Here is a 25,363-nt window from a genome sequence, read left to right as displayed (position 1 = left end):
TCAATCTCCTTTTCCGCGGCGCGGGGGCAGGCCTAGGTGGATCCGGCCTTCCACCGGCGTCAGCACGCGTGCGCCCATCAGGTCCAGCAATCGCCGCGCCTGTTCCACCAGCGCGCCGTTGCTGGCGTACACCCCTTTGGCCAGATACAGATTGTCTTCCAGCCCAACCCGGACATGGCCGCCCAGCAAGGCCGCTTGCGCCACCATGGGCATTTGTAGCCGGCCGATGCCGAAGGCCGCCCACTGCGCGCCCGGCGGCAGGCTGTCCACCATGGCCTTCATCGTGGTGGTGTCGGCCGGCGCGCCCCAGGGGATGCCCAGGCAGAGTTGGAACAGCGGCGGCGCGTCCAGCAGACCCTCGCTCAATAATTGTTTGGCGAAGCGCAGGTGGCCGGTGTCGAACACTTCCAGCTCCGGCTTGATGCCGAGTTGCTGAATGCGCCGCGCGCCGTCGCGCAGCTGTCCGGGCGTGGCCACGTAGATGAAGTCGCCGTCGCCGAAGTTGAGCGTGCCGCAGTCCAGGGTGCAGATTTCCGGGCGCAATTCCTCCACGTGCAGCAGGCGCTCCAGGCCGCCGACCAGATCGGTGCCCGGCCCCAGCGGCAGCGGCCGCTCGCCGGGGCCGATCTCCACGTCGCCGCCCATGCCGGCGGTCAGGTTCAGAATCATGTCCACGCCGGACGCGCGGATGCGGTCCACCAGCTCCCGGTACAGCGCCGGCTCGCGGCTGCCCTTGCCGGTGAGCGGGTCGCGCACATGGCAGTGCACCACGGTGGCGCCGGCGCGGGCCGCCTCCACCGCGGCGGCGGCAATCTGCTTGGGCGTGACCGGTATCGCCGGATGCTTGCCCACGGTGTCGCCGGCGCCGGTGACGGCGCAGCTCAGCACGATGTCCCGGTTCATGGCCCGTTCCCTTCGCCTTGGCGCAGATAGGCCTGGACCAAGGGCAGGCCGGGTTTGCCGTCAAAGGAGGAGACGCCGTCCAGCCAGCGTTCCAGCGGCTGAGGGTTGGCTTGCAGCCATTGGCGCGCGGCGCGCGCGGGCGGGACCCGCTTGAGGATGGCGTTCATCACCTGGTTTTCCATGTCCAGGCTGAAGCGCAGCTGGCTGATCAGCTTCCCGGCGTTGGGACAGCGTTGCATAAAGCCGTTGGCCACCACGGTATAGACCTTGGAGCCGCCGTATTCGGCGCCGAAGGCCTGGTCGCCGCCGGCCAGATAGCTTAGCCGCATCAGGTAGTTCATCGGATGCGGCTCCCAGGCGAGGAACACCACCATGCGTTTTTGCCGGATGGCGCGGGATACCGCGGCCAGCATGCCGCTTTCGCTGGACTCCACCAGGGTGAAGCCTTTCAGACCGAAATCGTTGTTGGCGATCATTCGCTTGATGATGGCGTTGCCCTGGCTGCCGGATTCTATGCCGTAGATCTTGGCGTCCAGCTGTTTGCGAAAGCGCGCGATGTCGGCGAAGGTGCGCAGGCCCTGCTCCGCAAGCTGGCTGGGCACCGCCAGCGTGTATTTGGCGCCGCTCAGATTGGGTTCGGGCAATACTTGTAGCGCCTTGGCCTGTAGAAAGGGCGTGATGGCCGGCGTTTGCGACGGCACCCAGTAGCCCAGATACACGTCGATCTGCTGGTTCTTGAGCCCGGTGAAGGCGATGGGCTCCGAGGCGAGCTGGGTGCTGGGCTGGTAGCCCAAGCCTTGCAGCACGGCGGAGGCTAGGCCGGTGGTGGCCGCGATATCGGTCCAGCCGATGTCGGCGAAGCGGATCTTGCGACAGCTTTCCGGTTCCGCGGCCCAGGCCTGGGCGGCCAGCGCGCCGCATAGCAGCGCCAGCCAGGGGGTGGAGAGTTTCATGTCAGCTTCTCCCGCAAGCGGTTCCGTTGCCGACGGGCAGCGCCGGGCCGCTGGGTTGGAAGGCATGGCCGTGACCATGTTGACGCCGCGGACTTGCAGGGAGCCGGAGCGCAAGGACCAATCTAGGCGGGCGGCGCCGAATGTTAGCGCACGGGAGCGACCAATGCCGTCACCAGGGCGACCGGGCTGGCCTCGTCGAAGGAGGCCGGCGCCGGTTGCGGAACCCAGGCTTACGGGGTCAGGTACTGGCTGCCGTCATAAGCGCCGATGAAGGTCCAATTGCTGTTGCTGACGCCGGTGGTGGGAAAGTAGCCGTAGTTCGCGTTCTTCAGCACGAAGTAGTCGCGGGTTGAGCGATAGGGATTGTCGTAGACATAGACGTCCCCCACCGTGCCCGTTCGGCTCTCGCTCCAGCTGTTCAAACGGCTCTTGCGTTGCGAGGTCAGCATCGCCAGGTCGTAGGACTGGGTGGCGGACAGCGGGGCGCCGTTGTAGCTGTCCAGGAACTGCCAGCCGGCGTTGCTGCCGCCGTCGGTCGGGAAGTAGCCGTAGCGCGCGGTTTTCAGCTGGAAGTAGTCGCGGGTGTTGCGGTAGGGGTTGTCGTAGACGTAAACGTCTCCCGGCGCGCCCGTGCGGCTCTCGCTCCATTTTTGCAGCGATCCCTTGTTGTAGGCGGCCAGAATCATCGCATCGTAGCTTTGCGCGCCGGGGCGGCGCAGCTGGATGGCGCTGCCCAGCGTCATCTGGGTGACGCCGTCGCTGACGGTGACGCGAATCGGCGCGTACGCGCCTTGCAGCGCCTGAGCGGGCGCGGTCAGCGTCGCCGTCGCGCTGTTGCCGGGGGAGCCGCCGAAACCCGGCGGCAACTGCCATTGGTAACGCAGCGTCTTGCCGCCGGCGTTGCTGACCCGCGCTTCCACGCTGAAGGCGCGGCCAGCGTCGACGGCGGCCGGCAGCGACACGCGGCCGGCCAAGCCCTGCTGTTCAAGCGGGTAGTGATAGAGCAGGCTTTCGTCGCGGTTCAGCCAGATCGGCTGGGACAGGGCGGGCAGGGACAGGCCGCTCAGGGTCTGCCGGGTGGCCGCGCTGGCCTTCAAGCCCCATTTGTCAAAAAACGGGGTCAGGTTGTGACCGGCGACGCGGCTGGTTTCGATGATGAAGCGCTGGCGTTTTTCCTCGTCGCCGGCTGGCAGTTCGGCAAAGGGCATGCTGCGGTAGCGCTGCCCCAGCCGGCTGTAGAAATCCTTGCCGAAGGCCAGGTCCAGCTGCCAGAACATCGCCGCGCGCACGAACAAGTCCGCTTGCGCGTCGTAAGACGGCTGCGCCTGGTTCAGGTGCTGGTGCACCAAGTCCCATTTTCGGTCGGTTTCCAGCCGCGAGCGCTGGCCCAAGGCCCGCTGCACATAGAGCGAGGTCAGGTTCACCGTCACCTCGGTCTGGTCGTTCCAGGTCATCGCCGGCATCTGGTAGTGATGGCCCAGCTCATGCCAGGGGCCCCAACCGTCTTGCTGCAGCAATTTGGAATTGGCCACCGAGCCGGCGCCGCTGACATTGGTGCCCAGCCAGTAATTGCTGGCCGACATATAGCCGCCGCTGCTGTCCGGCTTGGTGACGAATTGGTACTGGAACGGCGTTGCCGCGTGCGGATAAGGGTTGCCGGCGGCCAGGCCGTATTGTTCCTCAGCCAGGGTGACGATGCGGTCCCACAGCGTCATGGTGGCGCTTGGGTCGTCCACCTGCTGGCGCAGAACAGGTAACGGCATGGTCACGATCATGCGTTTGCCCACCAGCTCCGCGTAAGGCTCGGCCGCCAGGCGGCTCAGCATGGCGCTCCAGTCCGCCTTGCTGTGCTGTCCCAGGACGAAGCGCGGTATTTCGCGGCCGCCGCTTTGCAGCGTCGCCACGATCTTGCCGCTGCCGGGCTGGCTGCGCGGCGCGAAATAGATCACGCCGTCGTTCTGCGCGGTGATCAGGTTGAGGCCGGGACGCAACGGGACCACCTGATTGGACGGCATCGGGCTGTTGGCGCCGGCGATAGGCACTAGCCAAAGCTCCGGGGGGAGGTTGGGCGGCGTGCCCTGGTAGGCGATATTGACGCTCAGCGCTTCGCCTTTGCGCGCCCAGTAGCCGGTGGACTGGGTGGGATGGGTGAGAAAACCGCGGCGGTGAGCCAGCAGCCACTCGCTGGGATCGCCGCGTTGTTCCAGCGTCAACTGGCGAGGCGCGTCCGCGAAGGCGGGCAGAGAGGACAGATTGGCGACCATCGCGGCGCCTAGCCACAGACAGGAACTGAGCTTAGATGCGTGCATATTTCTCTTATTCCATCAGACCATGCCGGACTGCTGTGGGCGCTGGGCACGGTCTGTCCAGTTGCGGGTTGCGCCCTGGTCCCCGTTGGCTTGGTGGGGGGACCTACCCACTGGAGTCCGCTTCTTATTCCAAAGTTCTTATTTTATTTAGGTAAATATTTACTTTGGACTGATTGATTTTGTTCAGAACATAGACATTTTTAGACCCGCTAACAAACCCCTGATGCTGGGTTGCGCCGACTTGTCGTACTCATTGTACTGACTGCGTCGGCGCGCCTTGTCTTAGCCGTAAAACAGAGTTTTGTTAGCGGCTTTTAGAGCCTGTTCAAAGTCTCGCGAGCAAGGGCGAGGCAAGGCGTTGTCCCCCGGGAAGCGCAGCGGACTTTGAACCGGCTTTCAGCGCCGCGCCGCGCTCAGCGCACCACCAGCGCTTTCACCCGCCAGGCCAGCTTGGCGTCGATGTCGGCGGTTTGCAGTTCGCGGAAGTCGTTGAGCGGATACATCATCCATTGGCTGAAGCCCATCTCCTCCAGCGGCCGGCCGTTGATGCGCAGCGCCAGGATGGGTTGATAGCGGCTTTGGTCTCCAGCCGGAATCACCACCTTGTACTGGTCTTCGGTCACCACTTCCACCGGCCGCCCGGCCGCGCCCACGGCGCGCAGGATGGCGGAGAGCGTGGGGCCGGTAAAGGAGGACTTGGGCGTCCAGGTGGTTTTAGTCTGGATGGTGCGTTGTTGCAGGCGTTCCAGCTCAGCCTTGCTGAAGTGGTATTCGCCGGCGCGGGCCTGATTGGATACCTTGATCTGGCCGGTGACGACCAGGGCCGGGGGCGTGCCGGCCCAGGAAGACGCGGCGCAGAACAAAGACAGGAGGGCGGCAAAGGACAGGATGGATCTCATGGGGATGGACTCCTGAAGGGGGAATGTCGATGAAGATGACATTCTAACCTTGAAAATCCATTGTCATGCCTGCTGCTGCGCAATAAAACAAGTCCATTTTAAGTTTTGGCCTACTATTCCCCTGGCTAATTTAGGTGCTAGATGGAAAAGTCATCTCCCAATCAATTAATGGTTTTAATTGTGATCGTTTTGTTTTGCATTAATGGCGTTGCCATTTGCATATTATTCTAGGGTGTGGTTTATTTATATAAATATCCGTCGCCAAATTTGGATATTAATATATTTACTCTAGAATAACTGTCCAATAGGGCAGTCAATTCAAACAAAAAGCCTGTCTATAATCTCGCCCCTTCTGAGTAGCCCGATGTCATGCTTCGGGTCTATTCAGTTGCCGAAACAAATGCCGCGCCGTCCATCTCTCCGCGTTGCTTTTCATTGTCGGTTTTAAATTGCCCATGGTTTTATGGGGCTGCCATTCAATTACCTTGATATTTTATGAGTCAAAACTCAATTCAATCCTTGCTGCCTATTTCCCGAGGCCGCGCGGTGGGCTTTTGCCTATTGCTGGCCGCTTTCGAACTACTGACTTATATCGGCAGCGATATGGTGATGCCGGCCATGCTGCAAGTCGTCGCCGACTTGAACGCCGACGCCCGCCACGTGCCCACGGCGCTCAACGCCTACCTGCTGGGCGGGGTGGCCTTGCAATGGCTGATTGGTCCATTGTCAGACCGTTACGGCCGCAAGCCGCTGCTGGTGGCCGGCGCCGTCGGCTTCGCCCTGGCCTGCCTGGCGGCGGTCGGCTGCCGCGATATCGAGCTGTTCAATCTGCTGCGTTTCATCCAGGGCCTGTCTCTGGGCTTCGTGATGGTGGTCAGCTACCCGGCGCTGCAAGAAGCGTTTCCAGAAAAAGACGCGGTGCGGCTGATGGCCCTGCTGGCCAATATCGCGCTGCTGTCACCGCTGGTCGGCCCCTTGTTGGGCAGCATGTTGCTGGGGCTGTTGCCGTGGCGCGGCTTGTTCGCGCTGATCGGCGTGCTGGCGGCCTTGGTGGCCGTTGGCCTGTGGCGCTGGATGCCGGAAACCCTGGGCGTGGAGCGGCGCGACGGCAGCCGGCTGGCGGCGAGCCCGCTGCGCCTGGGCCGCAGCGCGCGTCAGTACGCGGCGTTGCTGCGCAACGCCCCCTTCATGCACGGCAGCGTGGCGTTGGGCCTGCTGTCCATCCCGCTGGTGGGGTGGATCGGCCTGTCGCCGCTGCTGCTGATGCGCGGGCTGGGTCTGTCCGGCATTGAGTACGGCCTGTGGCAGCTGCCGGTGTTCGGCGGGCTGATCGCCGGCAACCTGACCCTGAACCGGCTGGCGGTCAGCCTGGAACTGGAACGGGTGCTGCGGCTGGCGCTGTGGCCCTTGTTCGGCGGCCTGGCGGCGATGCTGGCGCTGACCTGGTCCAGCGGAGCGCTGCCGGCCCTGGCGGCGGGCCTGACGCTGTACGCCTTCGGCCTGGGCCTGGGCCACGCCACCCTATACCGCTTCACCCTCTACGCCAGCGACAGCGGCAAGGGCGCGGTGGCGGCGATGCTGGGCATGATTTCCACCGCCTTGCTCGGCCTGGGTTGCAGCGCGCTGGCCTGGCTGGGCGCCGGCGCCGGCCTGCAAGCCTTCGCCGGCTGGGCCGCGCTCGGCGCCGGCCTGGCGGCCTGGCCGCTGTGGCGCTTGCTCAAGCAGCGCGCTTACGCGCTGCAAGCGGCTTGAATCCCCATTCTCACTCCCGGAGCTCCACCATGCTGAACCACGTCGACGCGCTGTGCGCGCTGGAACACCCTTATCGCGCCGATGCCGACTGCGGCCGGCTGTTCGACGCCGCCATGCGCCAACTCAGCCATTACCACTGCGAACACACGCCCGGCTATCGCCATTGGCTGCAGGCCAACGGCCTGGACGCCGCGACGCTGGACACGCTGGACGATTGGTCGCGGCTGCCGCCGCTGTTCGCCAACTATTTCAAACGCCAACTGGTGGTGAGCGCCGCCGGTCAGGACGCGCTGGAGCTGACGTCCTCCGGCACCACCGGCCAGAAAAGCCGCATGCGCTACGACGAACGCAGCCTGGGTACGGCGCAAAGCATGGTGGACCGCATCTTCCGCCATTACGGCTGGGACACGCCGCAACAGCCGTGCAACTACCTGCTGCTCAGCTATGAGCCGGCCGGCGCCATCACCCTGGGTACCGCCTACACCGACCAATTTCTGTGCAAGTACGCGCCGGTGAACCAGGCCTGTTACGCCTTGCGCCACAACGGCCATGGCAACGAGTTCGACCCCTTCGGCGTGATCCGCGCCTTGCAGGACTTCGCCGAACAAGGCCTGCCGGTGCGCATGCTGGGCTTCCCCGCCTTCCTGTGGTTCGCGCTGGAACGCATGCGGGAACTGAGCCTGCCGCCGCTGCAACTGCACCCGGAATCGCTGGTGTTCCTGGGCGGCGGCTGGAAAACCCACGCGGACCGCGCCATTCCCAAGGCCGAGCTGTACCGGCGGCTGGGCGAGCAACTGGGCATCCCGGACGCGCGTTGCCGCGACGGCTACGGCGCGGTGGAGCACCCGGTGCCTTACGTGGAGTGCGAACGCCACCGTTTCCACCTGCCTAGCTATGCCCGCGCCGTGATCCGCGACACCGCCAGCCTGCGGCCGCAACCCTACGGCGCCGCCGGCTTCCTCAACCTGCTGTCGCCCTACATCACCTCCAGCCCGGCGCACAGCATTGTGATGGGCGATCTGGCCGTGCTGCATCCGGCCGAGAGCTGCGGCTGCGGCCTGGCCACCGACTGGTTCGAACTGCTGGGCCGCGCCGGCACCAGCAAGAGCCGCAGCTGCGCGGTGGCCGCCTCTGAATTGATCAAGGAATCCTGATATGTATCTATTGAACGGAACACTGAACGCCGCCGTGGACGCCGCCGCCGTGCTGGCGCAGTTGCAAGCGGGGCTGCCCGCCGCGCTGGCCCGGCCGCCGGCCTTGGACGCGGTGCTGGATTGCGCCGAACGCTTCGCCGCCACCCTGCCGCAACGGGCGGAGGCCCTGGGCCTGGACGCCGCCGCCGTCGACGCGCTGCAAGGCTTTTGCCGGCGCGAGGCGCTGCAAGCCAAGGTCCGCCGCGAGCTGGGCGAGCAGGCCTTCTCGCTGCGCCGCTTCGACTACCGCCAGCCGCGTTTTGAAAGCTGGCGGCCGCTGGGCTTGGTGGCCCACATCACCCCGGCCAACGCGCCGCTGCTGCCCTTCATGGCGGTGCTGGAAAGCCTGCTGGCCGGCAACGTCAACTGGCTGCGCCCCAGCGGCAGCGACCAAGGCCGCAGCGCGCGGCTGCTGGCGGATTTCCTGAGCCACGACGCCGCCGGCGTTCTGTCCGCCCACGTGGCGGTGCTGCCGCTGGCCACTGATCAACTGGCTGGGCTGCTGGCCCGCGCCGACGCGGTGTCCGCCTGGGGCGGCGACGCCGCGCTGGAGGCGATCCGCCGCCAGGCGCCGGCCGGCTGCCGTTGGATACCCTGGGGCCACCGCATCAGCTTCGCCTACCTGGACCCGGCCGCGGCGACGGAGGCCGATTACGACGCGCTGGCCGACGACGTCTGCCGTTTCGACCAGCAAGCCTGTTCCAGCCCGCAATGTCTGCTGGTGGACAGCGAGGACGAAGCCGCGCTGCGCGGCGCGGCCCAGGCCATGGCCGCCGCGCTGACGCGGCGCGCGCCGGCCTGGCCGGCCCTGCAGCCGGACGTGCAGGAAGCCGCGGAAATCTCCAGCCAGCTGGCCATGCTGCGGCTGGACCAGTCTTTCGCCGGCGTGGCCGGCGCGGTGGAGCAGGGCGAGGGCTGGCGCGTGGCCTGGGCGCAGCGCCAAGAGCTGGCGGCCTCGCCGCTGTTCCGCACCCTGCAACTGCGGCCGGCGCCGCGCGCGCGACTAGTGGAACTGCTGCTACCCTGGCGCACCCATTTGCAAAGCTGCGGCCTGATCGCCGCGCCGGAGCAAGTGCCGGCGCTCAGCCGCCTGCTGCTGGACGCCGGCGTCAGCCGGCTGTGCCCGGTGGGAGCGATGCACGACGGCTACGCCGGCGAGCCGCACGACGGCGTCTACGCGCTGAGCCGGCTGACGCGGCGGGTGTCCGTGAGCCTGAGCGACGGCCAACTGCCCGGCCATGCGACGCTGGACGCCTTGCCTCCGCCGCCGGCCGGCCTGGACGCGCTGCCGGTGATGGACAAGGCGGCCTTCCAACAAGCCGAGATGGGACCGGCCGCCCAGCTGTTCTTCCGCAGCGGCGGCAGCAGCGGCGAGCCCAAGCTGGCCGGCTTCAGCTACCACGACTACCACCGCCAGATGCAAGCGGCGGCGGACGGCCTGCTCGCCGCGGGTCTGGATCCGGCGCAAGACCGGGTGATGAATCTGCTCTACGGCGGCAACCTCTACGGCGGCATGCTCAGTTTCTTTACCATCCTGGACAAGCTGGGCGTGCCGCAATACCCGATGGGCGGCCCGGTGGATGACGACTTCAGCCAGATCGCCCACTTCATCGTGTCCCGCGGCGTCAACACCCTGGTGGGGATGCCAGGCACCTTGCAGCGCTTGTTCGAGTGCGAGGAAGCCGCGCTGCGCGCCTACGGCGGCGTGCGCAAGCTGTTCTGCGGCGGCGAACACATCAGCGAAGGTCAACGCCGGTTCCTGGCCGGCTTTGGCGTGGAGCTGATCCGCTCCGCGATGTACGGATCGGTGGACGCCGGCCCGCTGGGCCATGCCTGCGGCCACGGCCGCGACGGCGAATTCCACCTGTTGGCCGACATCCAGTGGCTGGAAATCCTGGAACAGGACAGCGACCGCCCGGCCGCGCCCGGCGCCGTCGGCCGGCTGGCCTTCACCTCGCTGGCACGCGAAGGCCAGCTGGTGCGGCGCTACGACCTGGGCGATCTGGGCCGCTGGCTGCCCGGCCGCTGCGGCTGCGGCCTGCCGTCGCCGCGCTTCCGGCTCACTGGCCGCCACGGCGCGTTGCTGCGCGCGGGCACCATCTTTGTCAATCCAATCGAGCTGTCCGCGCCGCTGGGCCTGGCTTTGCAATGGTTGGTGGACCATGCCGCCAACGGCTGCGACCGCATTCGGGTGCTGGCCGACGGCGACGCCGAGAAGGTGCGCGCCCGCCTGCTGCAACACCCAATGCTGAACGAGGTCGTCAGCGGCGGCCTGCTGCAACTGGAAGTCATCGCCGCCCCGGCCAGCCAGTTCCAGCGTCATCCGCAAAGCGGCAAGACCCCGCTGGTGTTGGACCAGCGCCGCAACACGGAGCCGGCGCAATGAAGGCCGCCATCGATGCCAGGCTCCGCGGGCTGGTGGAACACGCCCGCGCCCACTCGCCATTTTTTACCGAGCTGTACCGCGCTCTGCCGGCGGACTGGACGCTGAGCGATCTGCCGCTGATCGAGCCGGCGGACTACTGGAGCCGATGCCAGCCGCTGGCGGACTGGCCGGTGCTGAGCGGCCCGCTGGCGGACGGCCATGTGTTCAAGACCGGCGGCTCCACCAGCGAGGGCAAGCTGTCGGTGTTCCGCCGCGATGAATGGCAGGCCTTCGTGCGCGCCTTCGGCCAGGGCCTGGGCCGGCAACTGCAGCCCGGCGACCGCGTCGCCAACCTGTTCTTCGCCGGGGATCTCTACACCAGCCTGCTGTTCATCCACGGCGCGCTGTCGCACTCGCCGGTGCCGGTGGTGGAGTTTCCCTTTACCTGCAATGTCGAGGACGCCGCGCTGGCCGACGCCATCGCCGCGCTGGATATCAATGTGCTGGCCGGCGTGCCGGTGCAACTGGTGCGTTTCGCCAACTGGCTGCAACAAGCCGGCCGCACGCTGCCCGGTGTACGCTGTCTGCTCTACGGCGGCGAAAGCCTGTTCGCCGAACAGCTGGCCCTGCTGAGCCGGGTCTTCCCCAAGGCACGCATCGGCTCCATAGGCTGCGCCAGCGTGGACGCCGGCCTGATCGGCGCCGCCGGGCCGGATTGCGCCCAGGGCGAACACCGCGTGTTCGACGCGGACACCCTGGTTGAAATCATCGACGAAGCCAGCGGCCTGCCGATCACGGAGCCGGACCGCAAGGGCCTGCTGGTGGTCAGCAATCTGCAACGGCTGCTGATGCCGGTGATCCGCTACCCCACAGGCGACCTGGCCTGCTGGCGCGAACCGGCCGGGCGGCCAGAACGCAAGTTCGCGTTGCAAGGGCGCGCCAGCCGCGGCCACCGCGTGCGCGTCTGCACGCTGTCCTTGTTCCCGGACGAGCTGGACCCGCTGCTGCGGGAGCAGGATGGCGTGCTGGCCTGGCAGTTGCTGGTGGGCCGCCGCGACGGCGTCGACACCCTCAGCCTGCGGGTGGCCAGCGAATACGCGCCGGCCCCGGCGGCGGAGCCGCTGCGCCAACGGCTGCTGGCGGCGCAGCCGGCCCTGGCCGAACTCTGCAGCCAAGGCCTGCTGCGCCTGGACGCCGCCTATTGCGCGCCGGAGGCCATGCTCACCCATCCGCGCTCCGGCAAGCTGATGCGGGTGGTGGACCAGCGCCGCTACGACGAGGTGGCGGCATGAGCATAGACATTCGCGCTTTCCAGGCGGACGACGCCGCCGGCGTCAGCGCCTTGTTCCGCGCCATCTACGGCGAACACTACGTCTACCCGGACGTCTATCTGCCGTCGATGATCCGCCGCCACAACGCCGCCGGCCGCTGGCATTCCGCCGTGGCCGTGCGCGATGGCCGGGTGCTGGGCCACGCTGCGCTGTGGCGCGATCCGCATTGTCCGGGCAGCGCCGAGCTGGCGCTCAACGTGGTGCACCCGGACGCGCGCGGCCAGGGCCTGGCCACCGCGCTGGGCCGCCACCTCAGCGCCCAAGGCGTGGCCCTGGGCCTGAGCATGCTCACCATCAAGCAAGTGTCGTCCCACGGCCAGAGCCAGCGCCTGGCCAAGACCCTGGGCTTCCACACCACCGGCCTGCTGCTGGACTACGTGGCCTCGCCGTTTGGCCAACCGCAGCCGGAAAGCATCGTGTTGGGCTGCCTGCCGCTGCAAAGCCGGCCAATTCCGGCGCTGAACTGGCCGGCGGCGTGGCGGGAATGGCTGACGCCGCTAAGCCGCGCCTTCGGCAGCGCGCCGCCGCCGGCGCAGGCACCGGCCGGCGGCCTCAGCATCGCCAGCCACGGCCGGCGGCTGGAAGTGGTGCTGGAGGACATCAGCGGCGGCCGGCTGCGGGAAGTGGCGGCGCTGCCGGCCGGGCGCTTGGTCTACGTCAGGCTGGCGCTGGGGCCGGACGCTCCGCGCGCGGCGCTTGCCTTGCAACAGGCGGGCTTCGTCTGCGGTGGCCTGGTACCCGGTCCGGATGGTAGCTGGCAAGCGCTGCTATTGCGCGGATACGGCCAGCAAGAACTGGCGCTGAGCTGCCCGCTGGCCAATCATCTGCACCGGTTGAGCCGGCAGGAGGCGGCGGCGGTTGCCGCCTGAGGCCGACAGTTCAGGCACGTGGCCCGAAACGCCGCCGCCGCGCGTCCCGGCGGCGGGTTTTGTCGGCGATGGCCTGCCGCAGCAAGGCCAACTGATAAGCGCGCCGGTGAAGCACCGCCTTGAGCAGGACCCCGCCCAGCAGAAAGCCGGCGACGCCGGCCAACGCCAGCATCAATAGATCATGCCCATTCCAATGGCTGTACGGTATGGAGAACTGGAACAGCCGGTTCAAGGCCGAGCCTTGATCGGATAGTTTTTCCCACACAGCCAAGGCGAAGCCGGCGATGGAAAACAGGGCGAGCTGCTCATGACTGCCGATAAGGGCGCCAATGCGGCTGCCGGCCTGCTCCTGCTTGTCTTGCAGCGCCTGCGCCGCCTGTTCCAGCGCGGACTGCCGGTAAGGCCGCAATAGAGCCGTCTGGAGCCGGTCATGCTCCAGTTCCTTTAACAAATCGCGCTGAGCCTGGCGGCGAAAACAGAGTATCAAGGCTAGGCCGGGAAGGCTGTTGACGATGATGGAGAGCAAGGATAGCGCCATGCACAGCAGCGCCAGGATTTGCGCGGTCCAGACGCCAAAGCGGGGCAAGGGCGCAGCAAGGTGCCATAGGGCCAGAACGAGCAGCGCGGCGAATAAGCCGCCGGATATCATCAAGGCCAGCCGCGCGTAGCGCTCGCAGCCGCGTTCGAAGGAGCTTTGCTTCTGCTTGGCGCTTATGGGGCGCAGACCGCGCAGCCGTTGCAGCACGGCGTCGGGATCATGCAGCGGGTTGCGATGGGAGACGGTCATGAGAGAGTCGATGGCGACCAAAACCCGGCATCGTAATCCAAACGGCATGTTGCGTCAGCGGCTTGCGCTCAAGTTTTATCGGCAAAGCCGGAGCCGCCGTCCCATGATGAAGAGCGTGGATGTTAAGCACGCAAGCATTGAAAGTTATTGGTGTAAAATGAATTAATAAATACAATCAATTCCAGTCCTTCATGAATATCTCTCTCCGCCACCTGCGCGCCTTCTCAGCCGTTGCCGAAGCCGAAAGCTTCACCGCCGCCGCCCGCCAGTTGTTTCTGACGCAATCCACGCTGACCAAGACCATACGCGAGCTGGAACAGGAGATTGGGCTGACGCTGTTTGAGCGCACCACCCGCAAAGTGGCGCTCACCACTCAGGGCAACGCCTTTCTGCCGGTGGCCCGCCGGCTGCTGAACGACTTTGAGCTGCTGCTGTCCGATCTGCGCGAAAAATCCGCCGGCAGCAGCGGCAGCGTCTACGTGGCCAGCGGCATGGCCTTTGCGTCCAGCGTGCTGCCGGAGGTGCTCAAACGGCTGAGAAGAGACTACCCGTGCATCCATGTGCGCCTGCTGGACGATACCAGCGGCGGCGTGGTGCGCCGCATCGAATCCGGGGAAGTGGACATCGGCATCGGCTCTTATGTGGGCGCGGCCGGAGACAAGCTGGACAAGCGCAAGCTGCTGTCCGCCCGGCTGGGGGTGATGTTTCCGCCGGGCTTCGAGCCCCCGGCGGGGCCGCTCAACTGCCAATCCTTGCGACAATGGCCTTTGCTGCAGGACGAGAGCGACACCAGCATCATGTCCGCGTTGGAGCGCAGCCAGCCTGAGTTTTGGCAACAGGTGTCCAGCAAGATCACCGTCACCAATCTGGACATGCAGTTTTGCCTGATCCGCGCCGGGGTGGGCGCTTGCGTGCTGTCGGCACTGGCGGCCTCCCACCCGTCGGCGCGGGATCTGCCTTACCGCTTGTTTGAGGCGGCCGAGCTGCGGCGTGATGTCCACGTGTTCACCCGCCGCGGCGTGCCGCTATCGCCGGCCGCTTTCACCTTTTTGCAGGTGCTGGATGAAACGCTGCAGGCAATAGTTTTCCACCCTGGGGTGACGCTGGCGGTATGAGTCGCGAGCTTGTGCCGCATGAAGCAAGACGTTGCCAAAATGGCATTTTCTAGATGGCTGTATATTCCAAATAATTTGCAAATGGTATATATTCGCCAGCTTGCAAATGTGACTTGCACTTCTCCGCAGTAAATTTAAATAGAGTGGGCTTTCGGTTCCGCCATTCCGCTACGCCTGTCCCGCATGGTTTTCCCAGTGATTTATCTGCGCTGAGGCGTTTCTGGAACATCAGGCGGAGCGAGTCATCGTCTTGTTTTCGATGCAATAGCAAATGGCTGGATAACTATGAATTTTTGTCGGTACTGCAGCAAGGAAGTGCACGAAACCGCCCCAACATGCCCGCATTGTGGAGGGGTACAAAGCTCTGCCGCGGCTGCGACACGCAGCGAAGGCACATTGTTTTTTTCGGTTGCCTCTCTGGTTATGGGGATTCTCTCCCTGTGCACCCTGTTTGACGATTCTCCTTGGGATAAGGAAACGATACTGGGCGTGTTGATCTTCTTCATGTTGCCCGGTTTTGTGTTCGGCACCCTCAGCCTGGCGAAAAAAATGCCCGGCAAAGGAATGGCGGTAGCGGGAGTGGTGTTGGCGTCGATATCGATAATTGCGTTGCTGGGTATGACAAATTCTTAAAGGGAAATGATATGGCTATGGTTTTTTGTAGAGGGTGCGCCAAGGAAATTCATGAGACAGCGCCTAGCTGTCCGCATTGCGGGGCCTTGCAGGGTGGCACAGTCGCTCAGCCGGCCGCGTCGCAAGATATCAGCCCGATTGGCTGGTTCTTGGTCGTGCTCAAGAAATACGCGGTTCTGGATGGACGGGCCAGGCGTAAAGAGTACTGGTTTTTTACCTTGTTCAGCTTATTGATTTATATCGCGCTGGTGGTTGTGGGCACGCTGCTTGGTATCGGAGAGGGGTTGGCGCTGGTGTACAACCTGGGGGTTTTGCTGCCGAGCATAGCGGTTGGCGTACGGCGCTTGCACGACACGGATCATAGCGGCTGGTGGCTGCTACTGCCTATCGTGAATCTCATCTTCCTGGTGTTGGATACTAAGCCAGGCGCCAATCGCTTTGGCCCTAGTCCCAAGCCGACAGCCGTATAATGTCGTCTTGAAAGCGGTTCAGAAAAAAGCCCAGCGTTGAGCTGGGCTTTTTGTTTTACAGCATGATGGTCTTACTTGCCTATACAGAACCGGCTGAAGATCACCCCTAGAAGATCGTCGGCGCTGAATTCGCCGGTGATCTCGGACAGCGCGTTCTGCGCCATGCGTAGCTCCTCGGCGAAGATTTCCACTTGCTCCCAGTCCGCGTGCGCCAGCTCCAGATGTTCGGCGGCGCGGCGGATGGCGTCCAGGTGGCGCTGGCGCGCCAGGAACACGCCTTCGCCGCCGCCGCTGTAACCTATCATTTCCAGCAGCTTGGCTTTGAGCAGATCCACGCCGGCGTGGGTGCGCGCGGACAGGCGCACCAGCGGGTGGCCGTCTTCATCGGCCAAGCCCGGCGCTTCGCCGGACAGGTCCACCTTGTTGAACACGTGCACGCGCGGCAGCGCGGCCGGCAGCCGTTGCAGGATGGCCTGTACCTCGCCGGTCAGGCCGTCGCGGCTGTCCGCCAGCACCAAGGCCAGGTCCGCGCGCTCCACCGCCTGCCAGGTGCGTTCTATGCCTATCTTCTCAACCACGTCGTCGGTGTCGCGCAGGCCGGCGGTGTCGATGATGTGCACCGGCACGCCGTCGATGACGATCTCCTCGCGCACGGTGTCGCGGGTGGTGCCGGCGATGTCCGTCACGATGGCGATGTCGTCGCCGGCCAGCGCGTTCATCAGGCTGGATTTGCCGACATTGGGCTGGCCCACCAGCACCACGTGCATGCCCTCGCGCAGGATGGCGCCCTGTTTGGCGGTGGCCTGCACCTGCACCAGCCGGCCGCGCAGCCGTTCCAGCTTGCCCAGCGCGTCCGCCTGTTTGAGGAAGTCGATTTCTTCTTCCGGGAAGTCCAGCGTCGCCTCCACTAGCATGCGCAGGGTGATCAGCTCGTCCACCAGTACGTGGATTTCCTTGGAGAAGGCGCCTTTCAGCGATTTAAGCGCGCTCTTGGCCGCGGTTTCGCTGCTGGCGTCGATCAAGTCCGCCACGCTTTCCGCCTGGGCCAGGTCCAGCTTGTCGTTGAGGAAGGCGCGCTTGGTGAATTCGCCCGGCTCCGCCAGCCGCGCGCCCAGCTCCACGCAGCGCGCCAGCAGCATTTTCAGCACCACCGGCCCGCCGTGGCCTTGCAGCTCGATCACGTCCTCGCCGGTAAAGCTGTTGGGGCCGGGGAAGTAGAGCAGCAGGCCGTTGTCCAGCGGCTGGCCGTGGGCGTCGACGAAGTCGGTGTAGAGCGCGTAGCGCGGCTTGGGCGTTTTGCCGCCGCTGACGGCGGCGGCGAAGGGTAGCAAATCCTTGCCGGACACGCGGATTACGCCAACGCCGCCGCGGCCGGGAGCTGTGGCGATGGCGCAGATGGTGGCGGGGGTGTAGCTGAGGCTCATGGGCATTCCTTGGAATCTGGGCCGCGGCCCCCGCGCGGCGGGGCGTCGTGGCGAATACGCTTCAATTATCCAGCAAAAAACCCGGCCATGCGGCCGGGTTTGGGGTTCAGAGCGCGCGGGGCAATCAGGATTGCAGCGCGGCCTTGTTTTTCTTCTCGATGCTCTTGTTGATCTGCCACTGCTGGGCCATCGACAAGATGTTGTTGACCACGTAGTACAGCACCAGGCCGGACGGGAAGAAGAAGAACATTACCGAGAAGGCCACCGGCATGATTTTCATCATCTTGGCCTGCATCGGGTCCGCCGGCGGCGGGTTCAGGAAAGTTTGCAGGAACATGGTGGCCGCCATGATCACCGGCAGCACATAGTACGGGTCCGGGCGGGCCAAGTCGGTGTACCACAGAATCCACGGCGCCTGGCGCAGCTCAACCGAAGCCAACAGCGCCCAGTACAGGCCGATGAACACCGGGATCTGAATCAGCATGGGCAGGCAGCCGCCCAGCGGATTCACCTTCTCGGACTTGTACATCTCCATCACCGCCTGCTGGAACTTCATGCGGTCGTCGCCGTACTGCTCCTTCATGCGCTCAAGACGCGGCGCCAGCGCCTTCATCTTGGCCATGGAGCGGTAGGACGCGGCGGTCAGCGGGTAGAAGATGGCCTTGACGGTCAGGGTCAGCAGCACGATGGCCCAGCCCCAGTTCTGCACCAGCAGGTGCAGCTTGGTCAGCAGCCAGAACAGCGGGGAGGCGAAGATGTGGAAGATGCCGAAGTCCTTGGCGTATTCCATGCCGTCGGCCAGCTTGCTGATCACATCGTACTCTTCCGGGCCGGCGAACAGCGGCACGGACACGCTCAGGCTCTGGCCCGGGGCGATGGTGGCGTAATCCACCAGCGCGGCGGCGGAGTTCAGGCCGTTGCTCTGTTTCAGTTCAAAGCGGCAGGACTTGTCGTCCTTGCATACGCTGGCGCCGTCCAGCGGCTTCAGAATCCACGCGGACATGAAGTAGTGCTGGATCATGGCCACCCAGCCGTCGCTGCCGGTCTTGGCGTAATCGCCCTTGCCCTTGGCCAGGTCGTCGAAGCTCACCTTCTGGAATTTGTTTTCCGAGGTGTAAACAGCCGGGCCGGTGAAGGTGTGGGCCAGGCGGCCTTCGCCTTCCGGCGTTTGGCTGTCGCGCAGCAGGCGGTAGTAAGCGGTGGCGGCCAGCGGCGCGGCGCCGCCGTTGGCGATGTCGTAACGCACGCCAATCTTGTAGCTGCCCTTGGTGAAGGTGTAGATCTTGCTTACCTTCACGCCGTTGGCTTCCGGCGCGGTCAGCTTCACTTCCAGCTTGTCGCCGGAGAGCTCGTAGCTGGTCTTTTCAGCTGTGAACACGGTTTTGTGGGTGGGCAGCGCCGGGTTGCTGGCGGCCACCAGGCCGGTTTGCGCCACATAGACGCGGCCGTTCCGGTCCGTCAGCAGATCAAGCGGCTTTTTGCTGTCCACGGCGGAATCGTGCTTCAACAGCGTCAGCTGGCGCAGATCGCCGCCCACGGTGTCGATCTCCGCCTTCAGCACATCGGTGTTCACCGTGATGCGCTGGCCGGAAGTCAGTTTGTTGGAATCCACCGGCTGGGCGTTGTGGGACGCGCCGTTGGCGGCCTGCGGCTGTGTGGCGGCCTGCTTTTGCGCGGCAACTTGCTGCGGCGTCGGCTTGGGCGCGAAAAACTCCTGCCAACCTAGCAGGATGCCCAGGGACAGCATGATGAAGATTATGAGGCGCTTGGAATCCATCTCTCGATACCGGATTTAAGTTCAGGGAACTGGGTCGTAGCCGCTGCCGCCCCAGGGGTGGCAACGTCCGATGCGTCTGGCGGCCAGCCAGCCGCCCTTGAGTGCGCCGTGCTTTTTCACCGCTTCGATCGCGTAGCTGGAACAGGTGGGCTGGAAGCGGCAACGCGGTGCCAGCCACGGGCTGATAGCCAGCTGGTAAAAACGGATCAGGAGGATGAAGAGGCGCGACATCGTGCCAGTTTAGCAAACAGAGAAGACAAAGCCGTGATCACTTCAGTTCGCTCGGCGCGCGTAAAAGGCACCTTGGCGCGGACCACGAAGTCCATGTCCGGCAGCGTTTGCCGGTTCAGGCGGAACCATTCGCGCACCGTGCGCTTGATGTAGTTGCGACGCACGGCCCGCTTGTGGACCTTGCGGCCCACCACCAGGCCCAGCCGCGCGTGCCCCAATTCATTGGGTCGGGCCGATACCTGAAACGTGGCGTTGCTGCGCGACATCCGCAAACTAAAAACGGATGAGAACTCATCCGTTTTTAATAGCCGGTGCGCACGGCGAAAGCGGTAAGCCGACAAAGGCTTATACGGCCAGACGCTTGCGGCCTTTGGAACGACGAGCTGCGATCACAGCACGGCCGCCGCGGGACTTCATGCGGACCAGAAAGCCGTGAGTGCGTTTACGACGGGTATTGGAGGGCTGGTAAGTACGCTTCATGATTGGAATTCCTGTTTCGAAACGGAAATAAACGCGTGATTTGACAGGATAAACGCCGGTTTGTCAATGAGGAATTTTCTAAGCACCTGTGGATAACTTTGAGAAAAACCGTTAGAATGCCAAGGCTTACCGTTCCGAGTTCGCTGCGCAATTATTGAACGCGCGCCGGGGCGGAACGCCAACCCTAGAGAAGCACTGCCAAAATTCAGCCCCACCCACTGGAGCAACGCGCGCCCGCGCAAGCGCGGCGCGGGCCGATCCAGGAATTTTGCCAGCGGTTCTCGGGGGCCGTCCCATCCATGCATCGCCCGCCTTGCGGCCCGGCGATGCGCGGCCCGCGGCCCTTGAATCATGCCGAACACACGTCGTCCGCCCCGCGTACGGGGCGCGGCGGCTTCTCCCGCCGCTTGGCCGTAACGCCGACAGCGGGTTTTTCGCTTTTACTTGCGTATATGTAATGACCGAACTGGATCAATTTTGGCCTGGCTGCCTGGCCCGCCTGGAGGCCGAACTGTCTTCGCAACAGTTCAATACCTGGATCAAGCCGCTATCGGCCGAAACCACGGAAGAGGGCATCGCGCTGTTTGCGCCCAACCGCTTCATCATGCAGTTCATCAAGGACCGCTTCCTGGCGCGCATTGAAGAACTGGCGGTGGAACTGGTGGGCGAATGCTTGGTGGAGCTGCGCCTGGGCGCGCCTGCCGGCCGGCCGCTGGCCGCGCCCGCGATGGCGCCGGCCAAGGCCAAGCCCGCACCCAGCGTGCCGGTGCCCAGCGCGCCGTCCCAGGCCAAGCAGGCCGCGGTCAAAGCCATTGGCGGCAGCCACGAAAGCACCCGGCTCAACCCCTCGTTCACCTTCGACACCCTGGTGACCGGCAAGGGCAACCAGCTGGCGCGCGCCGCGGCCATGCAAATTGCGGAAAACCCGGGCGACCAAGCCTACAACCCGCTGTTTGTCTACGGCGGCGTGGGCCTGGGTAAGACCCACTTGATCCAGGCCATCGGCAACCACGTGTTCCAAAAGAACCCGCAAGCCAAGATCCGCTACATCCACGCCGAACGCTACGTGGCCGACATCATGCGCGCCTACCAGCACAAGGCCTTTGACGAATTCAAGCGCTACTACCACTCGCTGGACCTGCTGCTGATCGACGACATCCAGTTCTTCGCCGGCAAGAACCGCACCCAGGAAGAATTCTTCTACGCCTTCAACGCGCTGATCGAGGGCGGCAAGCAGGTCATCATGACCTGTGACAGCTACCCCAAGCAGATAGAAGGCATGGAAGAGCGGCTGATCTCCCGCTTCTCCTGGGGCCTGACCGTGGAAATCCAGCCGCCGGAGCTGGAAATGCGCGTGGCCATCTTGATGAAAAAGGCCGAGGCCGACAGCATCAAGCTGGACCACAACGTGGCCTTCTTCATTGCCCAGAACGTGCGCTCCAACGTGCGCGAACTGGAAGGCGCGCTCAAGCGCGTGGTGGCTTACGCCCGCTTTACCAATCAGAACATCTCGCTGGAACTGGTCAAGGAAGCGCTCAAAGACATCCTGGCCGCCGGCAATCGCCAGGTGACCGTGGACGCCATCCAGAAAACCGTGGCCGAGTACTACAAGATCAAGCTGTCCGACATGCACAGCAAAAAGCGCAGCCGCGACATCGCCCGGCCGCGCCAGGTGGCGATGGCGCTGGCCAAGGAACTGACCCAGCTGTCCCTGCCCAATATCGGCGACGCCTTTGGCGGCCGCGACCACACCACCGTGCTGCACGCCTGCAAGACCATTGCCGAAATGCGCGGCAACGACGCCGATATCGCTCACGATTACGACACGCTGCTGGCCATGCTGCGTAACTAAGACCATGAAGCCTAACTTGAACCGACTCACAAACACCCAACGGGAGCCCGCCCCATGCTGATCCTGCAAGCCGAACGCGATGCCCTGCTCAAGCCACTGCTGGCAGTCACCGGCATTGTCGAGCGTCGTCACACCCTGCCCATCCTGTCCAATGTGCTGATAGAGAAAAAAGGCGGACAAGTGGGCTTCCTGGCCACGGACCTGGAAATCCAGATCACCACCGCCAGCAGCGATGAATTACCGGGCGAAGACTTCCGCCTGACCACCTCCGCCAAAAAGCTGCAGGACATCCTGCGCGCCATCCCGGGCAACGCCACCGTGACCCTGGAACAACTGGACGGCGGCCGCCTGACCCTGAAAGCCGGCAAGAGCCGCTTCAACCTGCAAACCCTGCCGGCCGACGACTTCCCGCTGTTGTCCGTGGGCAGCGCCAGCGACTCCAGCTTCAGCCTGAGCCAGCGCGAACTCAAGCGCCTGATCTCCCAGGTGCAATACGCAATGGCGGTGCAGGACATCCGCTACTACCTGAACGGCCTGTTGATGCAGACCGACGGTAACCAAGTGCGCCTGGTGGCCACCGACGGCCACCGCCTGGCCTTCGCCAGCGCGGACGTGGAAGCCAACCTGCCCAAATCCGAAGTGATCCTGCCGCGCAAGACCATCATCGAGCTGTACAAGCTGCTGCAGGACATCGACGACCCGATCAATATCGAAGTGCTGGCCAATCAGGTGCGCTTCAGCTTCGGCTCCACCGTCATCATCAGCAAAGTGGTGGACGGCAAGTTCCCGGACTACAACCGCGTCATCCCGCTGGACAACGACAAGATCTTCCTGATCGAACGCCTGGAATTCCTGCACGCCTTGCAGCGCGCCGCCATTCTGGCCAACGAGAAATTCCGCGGCGTGCGCCTGGTGCTCAAGCCCGGCTCCATGTCCATCCTCTGCACCAACAGCGAGCAGGAAGAAGCGGAAGAAGAACTGGAAATCGCCTACCAGGGCGGCGAGCTGGAAATCGGCTTCAACATCAACTACCTGATGGACGTGCTGACCAACCTGCCGGCGGACACCCTGCAAATGGCCTTTGGCGACTCCAACCGCAGCACCCTGGTCACCATACCGGACGTGAGCAATTTCAAATACATCGTCATGCCCATGCGGATTTGACGCCGGCCGCCACCCGGCAGCCCGCCGGCGGCGGAGGCCCCGCCCCCGCCCCGGCAAACGGATTTTCAGATTGACCGGCAGAGGCCGGCCGCGCGGCGCCAGGAATCACTCCCGGCCCGCCCGGCCCCTCTCCATACAGAAAGCAGCAGATGAGCGAACAGGAATACGGCGCGGATAGCATCAAAGTCCTCAAAGGATTGGATGCCGTACGCAAACGCCCCGGCATGTATATTGGCGACACCTCGGACGGCACCGGCTTGCACCACATGGTGTTTGAAGTGCTGGACAACGCCATTGACGAAGCGCTGGCCGGCCATGCCGACACCATCAAGGTCATCATCAACCCCGACAACTCCATCACCGTGGAAGACAACGGCCGGGGTATCCCCACCGACATCCACCCGGAAGAAGGGCGATCGGCGGCGGAAGTGATCATGACCATCCTGCACGCCGGCGGCAAATTCGACAGCAACAGCTACAAGATCTCCGGCGGCCTGCACGGCGTGGGCGTCTCCGTGGTGAACGCGCTGTCCGATTGGCTGAAACTGAAAATCTGGCGCGACGGCAAAGTCCATGAAATGGAATTCCGCCGCGGCGACGCCGTGGCCCCGCTCACCGTGACCGGCCACACCAACCACCGCGGCACGGAAGTGACCTTCCGCGCCAGCGAAGAAACCTTCGGCCTGGTGGAATTCCACTTCGACATCCTGGCCAAGCGCATCCGCGAACTGTCCTTCCTGAATCAGGGCGTGGGCATCCAGCTGATAGACAAGCGCACCGGCAAGGAAGAAAACTTCGCCTTCTCCGGCGGTGTGGCCGGCTTCGTGGAATACATGAACCGCAACAAGACCGTGCTGCACCCCAAGGTGTTCTACGGCATTGGCGAAAAAGACGGCATGAGCGTGGAAGTGGCGATGCAGTGGAACGACTCCTACCAGGAAAGCGTCCAGTGCTTCACCAACAACATCCCCCAGCGCGACGGCGGCACCCACATGACCGCGCTGCGCCAGGTGATGACCCGCACGCTGAACCAGTACATCGAAGAATCCGAAGTGGCCAAAAAGGCCAAGGTGGACACCTCCGGCGACGACATGCGCGAAGGCCTGACCTGCGTACTCTCCGTCAAACTGCCGGACCCCAAGTTCTCCAGCCAGACCAAGGACAAGCTGGTTTCCAGCGAAATTGGCCCGGTGGTCAATGAAGTGATCAGCGAAGCGCTGAAGAGCTACCTGCTGGAAAACCCGGCCGACGCCAAAATCATCTGCGGCAAGATCGTGGAAGCCGCCCGCGCCCGTGAAGCCGCGCGCAAGGCCCGCGAAATCACCCGCCGCAAAGGCATCATGGACGGCCTGGGCCTGCCCGGCAAACTGGCGGACTGCCAGGAAAAAGACCCCAAGCTGTGCGAACTGTACCTGGTGGAGGGTGACTCCGCCGGCGGCTCCGCCAAACAAGGCCGCGACCGCAAATTCCAGGCCATCCTGCCGCTGAAGGGCAAGATCCTGAACGTGGAACGTGCCCGCTTCGACAAAATGCTGCAAAGCCAGGAAGTGGCCACCCTGATCACCGCCATGGGCTGCGGCATTGGCAAAGACGAGTACAACCCGGACAAACTGCGCTACCACCGCATCATCATCATGACCGATGCCGACGTGGACGGCGCCCACATCCGCACCCTGCTGCTCACCTTCTTCTACCGCCAAATGAGCGAACTGGTGGAGCGCGGCCACATCTACATCGCCCAGCCGCCGCTGTACAAGGCCAAACTGGGCAAGCAAGAGCGCTACCTCAAGGACGACTCCGAGCTCAACCAGTTCCTGCTGCAACTGGCGTTGGAAAAAGCCGAACTGATCCCGGCGGAAGGCGCCGCCGCATTGTCCGGCGACACCCTGGGCGAAATTGCCCGCCAGTTCCTGCTGACCCGCTCCGTGATTGAACGTGAAAGCCGCGTGATAGACCCGCTGGTGCTGGAAGCCATGCTCAAAACCGGCCCGCTGTCCCTCAGCAGCCAGCAAGAAGCGGACGCCGCGCTGGCCAAACTGAGCGCGCTGCTGCCGGCGGACGCCATCGAACTGCAACTGCTGCGCGATGAAAAGAACGACGGCCACCTGATCAAAATCATCCGCAAACTGCACGGCAACGTGATGGTAACGGTGATGGACCAGGACTTCCTGGAATCCGGCGACTACGCGGAAATGAAGAAAACCGGCGACATGCTCAGCGGCCTGCTGCGCGAAGGTGCCCACGTCAAACGCGGCGAAACCGTGAAACCGGTGGCGGAGTTTGGCGAAGCGCTGGACTGGCTGCTGGCGGAAGTGAAGAAGGGCATGAACATCCAGCGCTATAAAGGCCTGGGCGAGATGAACCCGGAACAGCTGTGGGAAACCACCATGGACCCCACCGTGCGCCGCCTGCTGAAGGTGCGCATTGAAGACGTGATGAGCGCGGACGACGTGTTCACCACCCTGATGGGCGACGAAGTGGAACCGCGCCGGAACTTCATCGAGGGCAATGCCTTGATTGCGCGGAATATTGATGTGTAATGATATATGTGGGTGAACGCATAGTCTGAGAAATCGAGGCCCATAAGTTGAAAATTTATGGGTCTTATTTTTTTAAAGTCACGAATTATATATTTGGCATAATCATTCGAGCTTTCCCTGTTGTCAGGAAAAAGTCAGCTTACAAACAGTTGCTGTCTTTCGTCACATCATGGCTTCAAGGAAGTGCGATCCTCCCCCCGACAACAGTTCGCCAAAAGTTTTCGGCGGAAGCGGTCCTTCTGGCAACTTATTGCTGCTGTTCCTATCCGCAAGAGCCCTTCCTACGAGAGGGGGGCTGGTTTTCGATTGAGGGTGA

At 64.0% G+C, this 25,363-nt stretch carries 21 protein-coding genes; 11 read left to right on the top strand and 10 right to left on the bottom strand.

What is annotated here, in order from left to right:
• From DXT74_RS02500 to DXT74_RS02485, 4 genes are all read right to left on the bottom strand, one after another.
• Entirely contained in the window at nucleotides 1-903 is a 903-nt protein-coding gene (locus tag DXT74_RS02500; protein ID WP_081556472.1) for a 3-keto-5-aminohexanoate cleavage protein, read from the bottom strand.
• Nucleotides 900-1,856, bottom strand: a complete 957-nt coding sequence (choX, locus tag DXT74_RS02495) for a choline ABC transporter substrate-binding protein (protein ID WP_194427252.1) — start codon at nucleotides 1,854-1,856, stop codon at nucleotides 900-902. Before choX ends, DXT74_RS02500 begins: the two co-directional genes overlap by 4 nt.
• Before the next feature lie 230 nt (nucleotides 1,857-2,086).
• Nucleotides 2,087-4,165, bottom strand: a complete 2,079-nt coding sequence (locus tag DXT74_RS02490) for a M60 family metallopeptidase (RefSeq protein WP_194427251.1) — start codon at nucleotides 4,163-4,165, stop codon at nucleotides 2,087-2,089.
• Nucleotides 4,166-4,578: 413 nt separating this feature from the next.
• A complete protein-coding gene (locus DXT74_RS02485) occupies nucleotides 4,579-5,064 on the bottom strand; it encodes an oxidoreductase (protein ID WP_194427250.1) in 486 nt (161 codons plus the stop codon).
• A gap of 495 nt (nucleotides 5,065-5,559) precedes the next feature.
• On the opposite strand from DXT74_RS02485, the gene DXT74_RS02480 reads away from it, so the two are divergent.
• From DXT74_RS02480 to DXT74_RS02460, 5 genes are read left to right on the top strand one after another with little or no spacing between them, the layout of a single operon-like run.
• Nucleotides 5,560-6,816, top strand: a complete 1,257-nt coding sequence (locus DXT74_RS02480) for an MFS transporter (protein WP_196783812.1) — start codon at nucleotides 5,560-5,562, stop codon at nucleotides 6,814-6,816.
• Between the two features lie 29 nt (nucleotides 6,817-6,845).
• Complete coding sequence (locus DXT74_RS02475; protein WP_194427249.1) at nucleotides 6,846-7,970, top strand: acyl-protein synthase; 1,125 nt, start codon at nucleotides 6,846-6,848, stop codon at nucleotides 7,968-7,970.
• 1 nt (nucleotide 7,971) lies between these two features.
• Nucleotides 7,972-10,395: an acyl-CoA reductase gene (locus DXT74_RS02470; protein ID WP_194427248.1), complete on the top strand. Its 2,424-nt coding sequence runs from the start codon at nucleotides 7,972-7,974 to the stop codon at nucleotides 10,393-10,395.
• On the top strand, nucleotides 10,392-11,666 hold the full coding sequence (locus DXT74_RS02465; protein ID WP_194427247.1) for a phenylacetate--CoA ligase family protein: 1,275 nt from the start codon (nucleotides 10,392-10,394) through the stop codon (nucleotides 11,664-11,666). The genes DXT74_RS02470 and DXT74_RS02465 overlap by 4 nt, the downstream gene beginning before the upstream one ends.
• Entirely contained in the window at nucleotides 11,663-12,574 is a 912-nt protein-coding gene (locus tag DXT74_RS02460; RefSeq protein ID WP_194427246.1) for a GNAT family N-acetyltransferase, read from the top strand. The genes DXT74_RS02465 and DXT74_RS02460 overlap by 4 nt, the downstream gene beginning before the upstream one ends.
• A gap of 10 nt (nucleotides 12,575-12,584) precedes the next feature.
• Here DXT74_RS02460 and DXT74_RS02455 read toward each other — a convergent pair whose 3' ends face one another.
• A complete protein-coding gene (locus tag DXT74_RS02455) occupies nucleotides 12,585-13,361 on the bottom strand; it encodes a hypothetical protein (RefSeq protein WP_194427245.1) in 777 nt (258 codons plus the stop codon).
• A gap of 191 nt (nucleotides 13,362-13,552) precedes the next feature.
• On the opposite strand from DXT74_RS02455, the gene DXT74_RS02450 reads away from it, so the two are divergent.
• The 3 genes from DXT74_RS02450 (at nucleotide 13,553) to DXT74_RS02440 (ending at nucleotide 15,579) form a co-directional block, all read left to right on the top strand.
• Nucleotides 13,553-14,476, top strand: coding sequence for a LysR family transcriptional regulator (locus tag DXT74_RS02450; RefSeq protein ID WP_194427244.1), 924 nt, complete (start codon nucleotides 13,553-13,555; stop codon nucleotides 14,474-14,476).
• A 315-nt stretch (nucleotides 14,477-14,791) separates the two neighbouring features.
• The gene (locus DXT74_RS02445) at nucleotides 14,792-15,109 is read left to right on the top strand and encodes a DUF4190 domain-containing protein (protein WP_194427243.1); all 318 of its coding nucleotides are present in this window, start codon (nucleotides 14,792-14,794) and stop codon (nucleotides 15,107-15,109) included.
• 11 nt (nucleotides 15,110-15,120) lie between these two features.
• Complete coding sequence (locus tag DXT74_RS02440; protein ID WP_231138256.1) at nucleotides 15,121-15,579, top strand: DUF805 domain-containing protein; 459 nt, start codon at nucleotides 15,121-15,123, stop codon at nucleotides 15,577-15,579.
• Nucleotides 15,580-15,650: 71 nt separating this feature from the next.
• Here the strand turns inward: DXT74_RS02440 and mnmE are convergent, their stop codons facing one another.
• From mnmE to rpmH, 5 genes are all read right to left on the bottom strand, one after another.
• On the bottom strand, nucleotides 15,651-17,003 hold the full coding sequence (gene mnmE, locus DXT74_RS02435) for a tRNA uridine-5-carboxymethylaminomethyl(34) synthesis GTPase MnmE (RefSeq protein WP_194427242.1): 1,353 nt from the start codon (nucleotides 17,001-17,003) through the stop codon (nucleotides 15,651-15,653).
• A gap of 124 nt (nucleotides 17,004-17,127) precedes the next feature.
• On the bottom strand, nucleotides 17,128-18,780 hold the full coding sequence (yidC, locus tag DXT74_RS02430) for a membrane protein insertase YidC (RefSeq protein WP_194427241.1): 1,653 nt from the start codon (nucleotides 18,778-18,780) through the stop codon (nucleotides 17,128-17,130).
• A gap of 21 nt (nucleotides 18,781-18,801) precedes the next feature.
• Nucleotides 18,802-19,011 (bottom strand): membrane protein insertion efficiency factor YidD, encoded by a 210-nt coding sequence (gene yidD / locus DXT74_RS02425; protein WP_043639818.1) that lies wholly within the window; start codon nucleotides 19,009-19,011, stop codon nucleotides 18,802-18,804.
• On the bottom strand, nucleotides 18,987-19,352 hold the full coding sequence (gene rnpA, locus DXT74_RS02420) for a ribonuclease P protein component (protein WP_039753648.1): 366 nt from the start codon (nucleotides 19,350-19,352) through the stop codon (nucleotides 18,987-18,989). Before rnpA ends, yidD begins: the two co-directional genes overlap by 25 nt.
• Before the next feature lie 4 nt (nucleotides 19,353-19,356).
• Nucleotides 19,357-19,491, bottom strand: coding sequence for a 50S ribosomal protein L34 (rpmH, locus tag DXT74_RS02415; RefSeq protein WP_019100333.1), 135 nt, complete (start codon nucleotides 19,489-19,491; stop codon nucleotides 19,357-19,359).
• A gap of 457 nt (nucleotides 19,492-19,948) precedes the next feature.
• Here rpmH and dnaA point away from each other — a divergent pair, with 457 nt between their 5' ends.
• From dnaA to gyrB, 3 genes are all read left to right on the top strand, one after another.
• A complete protein-coding gene (gene dnaA / locus DXT74_RS02410) occupies nucleotides 19,949-21,343 on the top strand; it encodes a chromosomal replication initiator protein DnaA (RefSeq protein ID WP_194427240.1) in 1,395 nt (464 codons plus the stop codon).
• A 54-nt stretch (nucleotides 21,344-21,397) separates the two neighbouring features.
• Nucleotides 21,398-22,507 carry a DNA polymerase III subunit beta gene (gene dnaN / locus DXT74_RS02405; RefSeq protein ID WP_043592545.1) on the top strand — a complete coding sequence of 370 codons (1,110 nt, stop codon included), beginning with the start codon at nucleotides 21,398-21,400 and terminating at the stop codon, nucleotides 22,505-22,507.
• Nucleotides 22,508-22,656: 149 nt separating this feature from the next.
• Nucleotides 22,657-25,047, top strand: a complete 2,391-nt coding sequence (gene gyrB, locus DXT74_RS02400) for a DNA topoisomerase (ATP-hydrolyzing) subunit B (RefSeq protein ID WP_194427239.1) — start codon at nucleotides 22,657-22,659, stop codon at nucleotides 25,045-25,047.
• Nucleotides 25,048-25,363: the final 316 nt, after the last annotated feature.

It is taken from the genome of Chromobacterium sp. Rain0013 (assembly GCF_015291765.1).
GTDB classification, from domain to species: Bacteria; Pseudomonadota; Gammaproteobacteria; order Burkholderiales; family Chromobacteriaceae; genus Chromobacterium; species Chromobacterium haemolyticum.
This window is presented reverse-complemented; position numbering and strand designations above follow the sequence as displayed.

Bases quoted from the DNA above. Each gene is read 5' to 3' on its own strand.
- DXT74_RS02470 (WP_194427248.1), top strand. From the start codon at position 7,972: ATGTATCTATTGAACGGAACACTGAACGCCGCCGTGGACGCCGCCGCC.
- yidC (WP_194427241.1), bottom strand. From the start codon at position 18,780: ATGGATTCCAAGCGCCTCATAATCTTCATCATGCTGTCCCTGGGCATC.
- DXT74_RS02440 (WP_231138256.1), top strand. From the start codon at position 15,121: ATGGCTATGGTTTTTTGTAGAGGGTGCGCCAAGGAAATTCATGAGACA.
- choX (WP_194427252.1), bottom strand. From the start codon at position 1,856: ATGAAACTCTCCACCCCCTGGCTGGCGCTGCTATGCGGCGCGCTGGCC.
- DXT74_RS02450 (WP_194427244.1), top strand. From the start codon at position 13,553: ATGAATATCTCTCTCCGCCACCTGCGCGCCTTCTCAGCCGTTGCCGAA.
- DXT74_RS02460 (WP_194427246.1), top strand. From the start codon at position 11,663: ATGAGCATAGACATTCGCGCTTTCCAGGCGGACGACGCCGCCGGCGTC.
- DXT74_RS02455 (WP_194427245.1), bottom strand. From the start codon at position 13,361: ATGACCGTCTCCCATCGCAACCCGCTGCATGATCCCGACGCCGTGCTG.
- DXT74_RS02485 (WP_194427250.1), bottom strand. From the start codon at position 5,064: ATGAGATCCATCCTGTCCTTTGCCGCCCTCCTGTCTTTGTTCTGCGCC.
- gyrB (WP_194427239.1), top strand. From the start codon at position 22,657: ATGAGCGAACAGGAATACGGCGCGGATAGCATCAAAGTCCTCAAAGGA.
- DXT74_RS02490 (WP_194427251.1), bottom strand. From the start codon at position 4,165: ATGCACGCATCTAAGCTCAGTTCCTGTCTGTGGCTAGGCGCCGCGATG.
- yidD (WP_043639818.1), bottom strand. From the start codon at position 19,011: ATGTCGCGCCTCTTCATCCTCCTGATCCGTTTTTACCAGCTGGCTATC.
- DXT74_RS02480 (WP_196783812.1), top strand. From the start codon at position 5,560: ATGAGTCAAAACTCAATTCAATCCTTGCTGCCTATTTCCCGAGGCCGC.
- dnaN (WP_043592545.1), top strand. From the start codon at position 21,398: ATGCTGATCCTGCAAGCCGAACGCGATGCCCTGCTCAAGCCACTGCTG.
- DXT74_RS02465 (WP_194427247.1), top strand. From the start codon at position 10,392: ATGAAGGCCGCCATCGATGCCAGGCTCCGCGGGCTGGTGGAACACGCC.
- rpmH (WP_019100333.1), bottom strand. From the start codon at position 19,491: ATGAAGCGTACTTACCAGCCCTCCAATACCCGTCGTAAACGCACTCAC.
- dnaA (WP_194427240.1), top strand. From the start codon at position 19,949: ATGACCGAACTGGATCAATTTTGGCCTGGCTGCCTGGCCCGCCTGGAG.
- DXT74_RS02475 (WP_194427249.1), top strand. From the start codon at position 6,846: ATGCTGAACCACGTCGACGCGCTGTGCGCGCTGGAACACCCTTATCGC.
- mnmE (WP_194427242.1), bottom strand. From the start codon at position 17,003: ATGAGCCTCAGCTACACCCCCGCCACCATCTGCGCCATCGCCACAGCT.
- DXT74_RS02500 (WP_081556472.1), bottom strand. From the start codon at position 903: ATGAACCGGGACATCGTGCTGAGCTGCGCCGTCACCGGCGCCGGCGAC.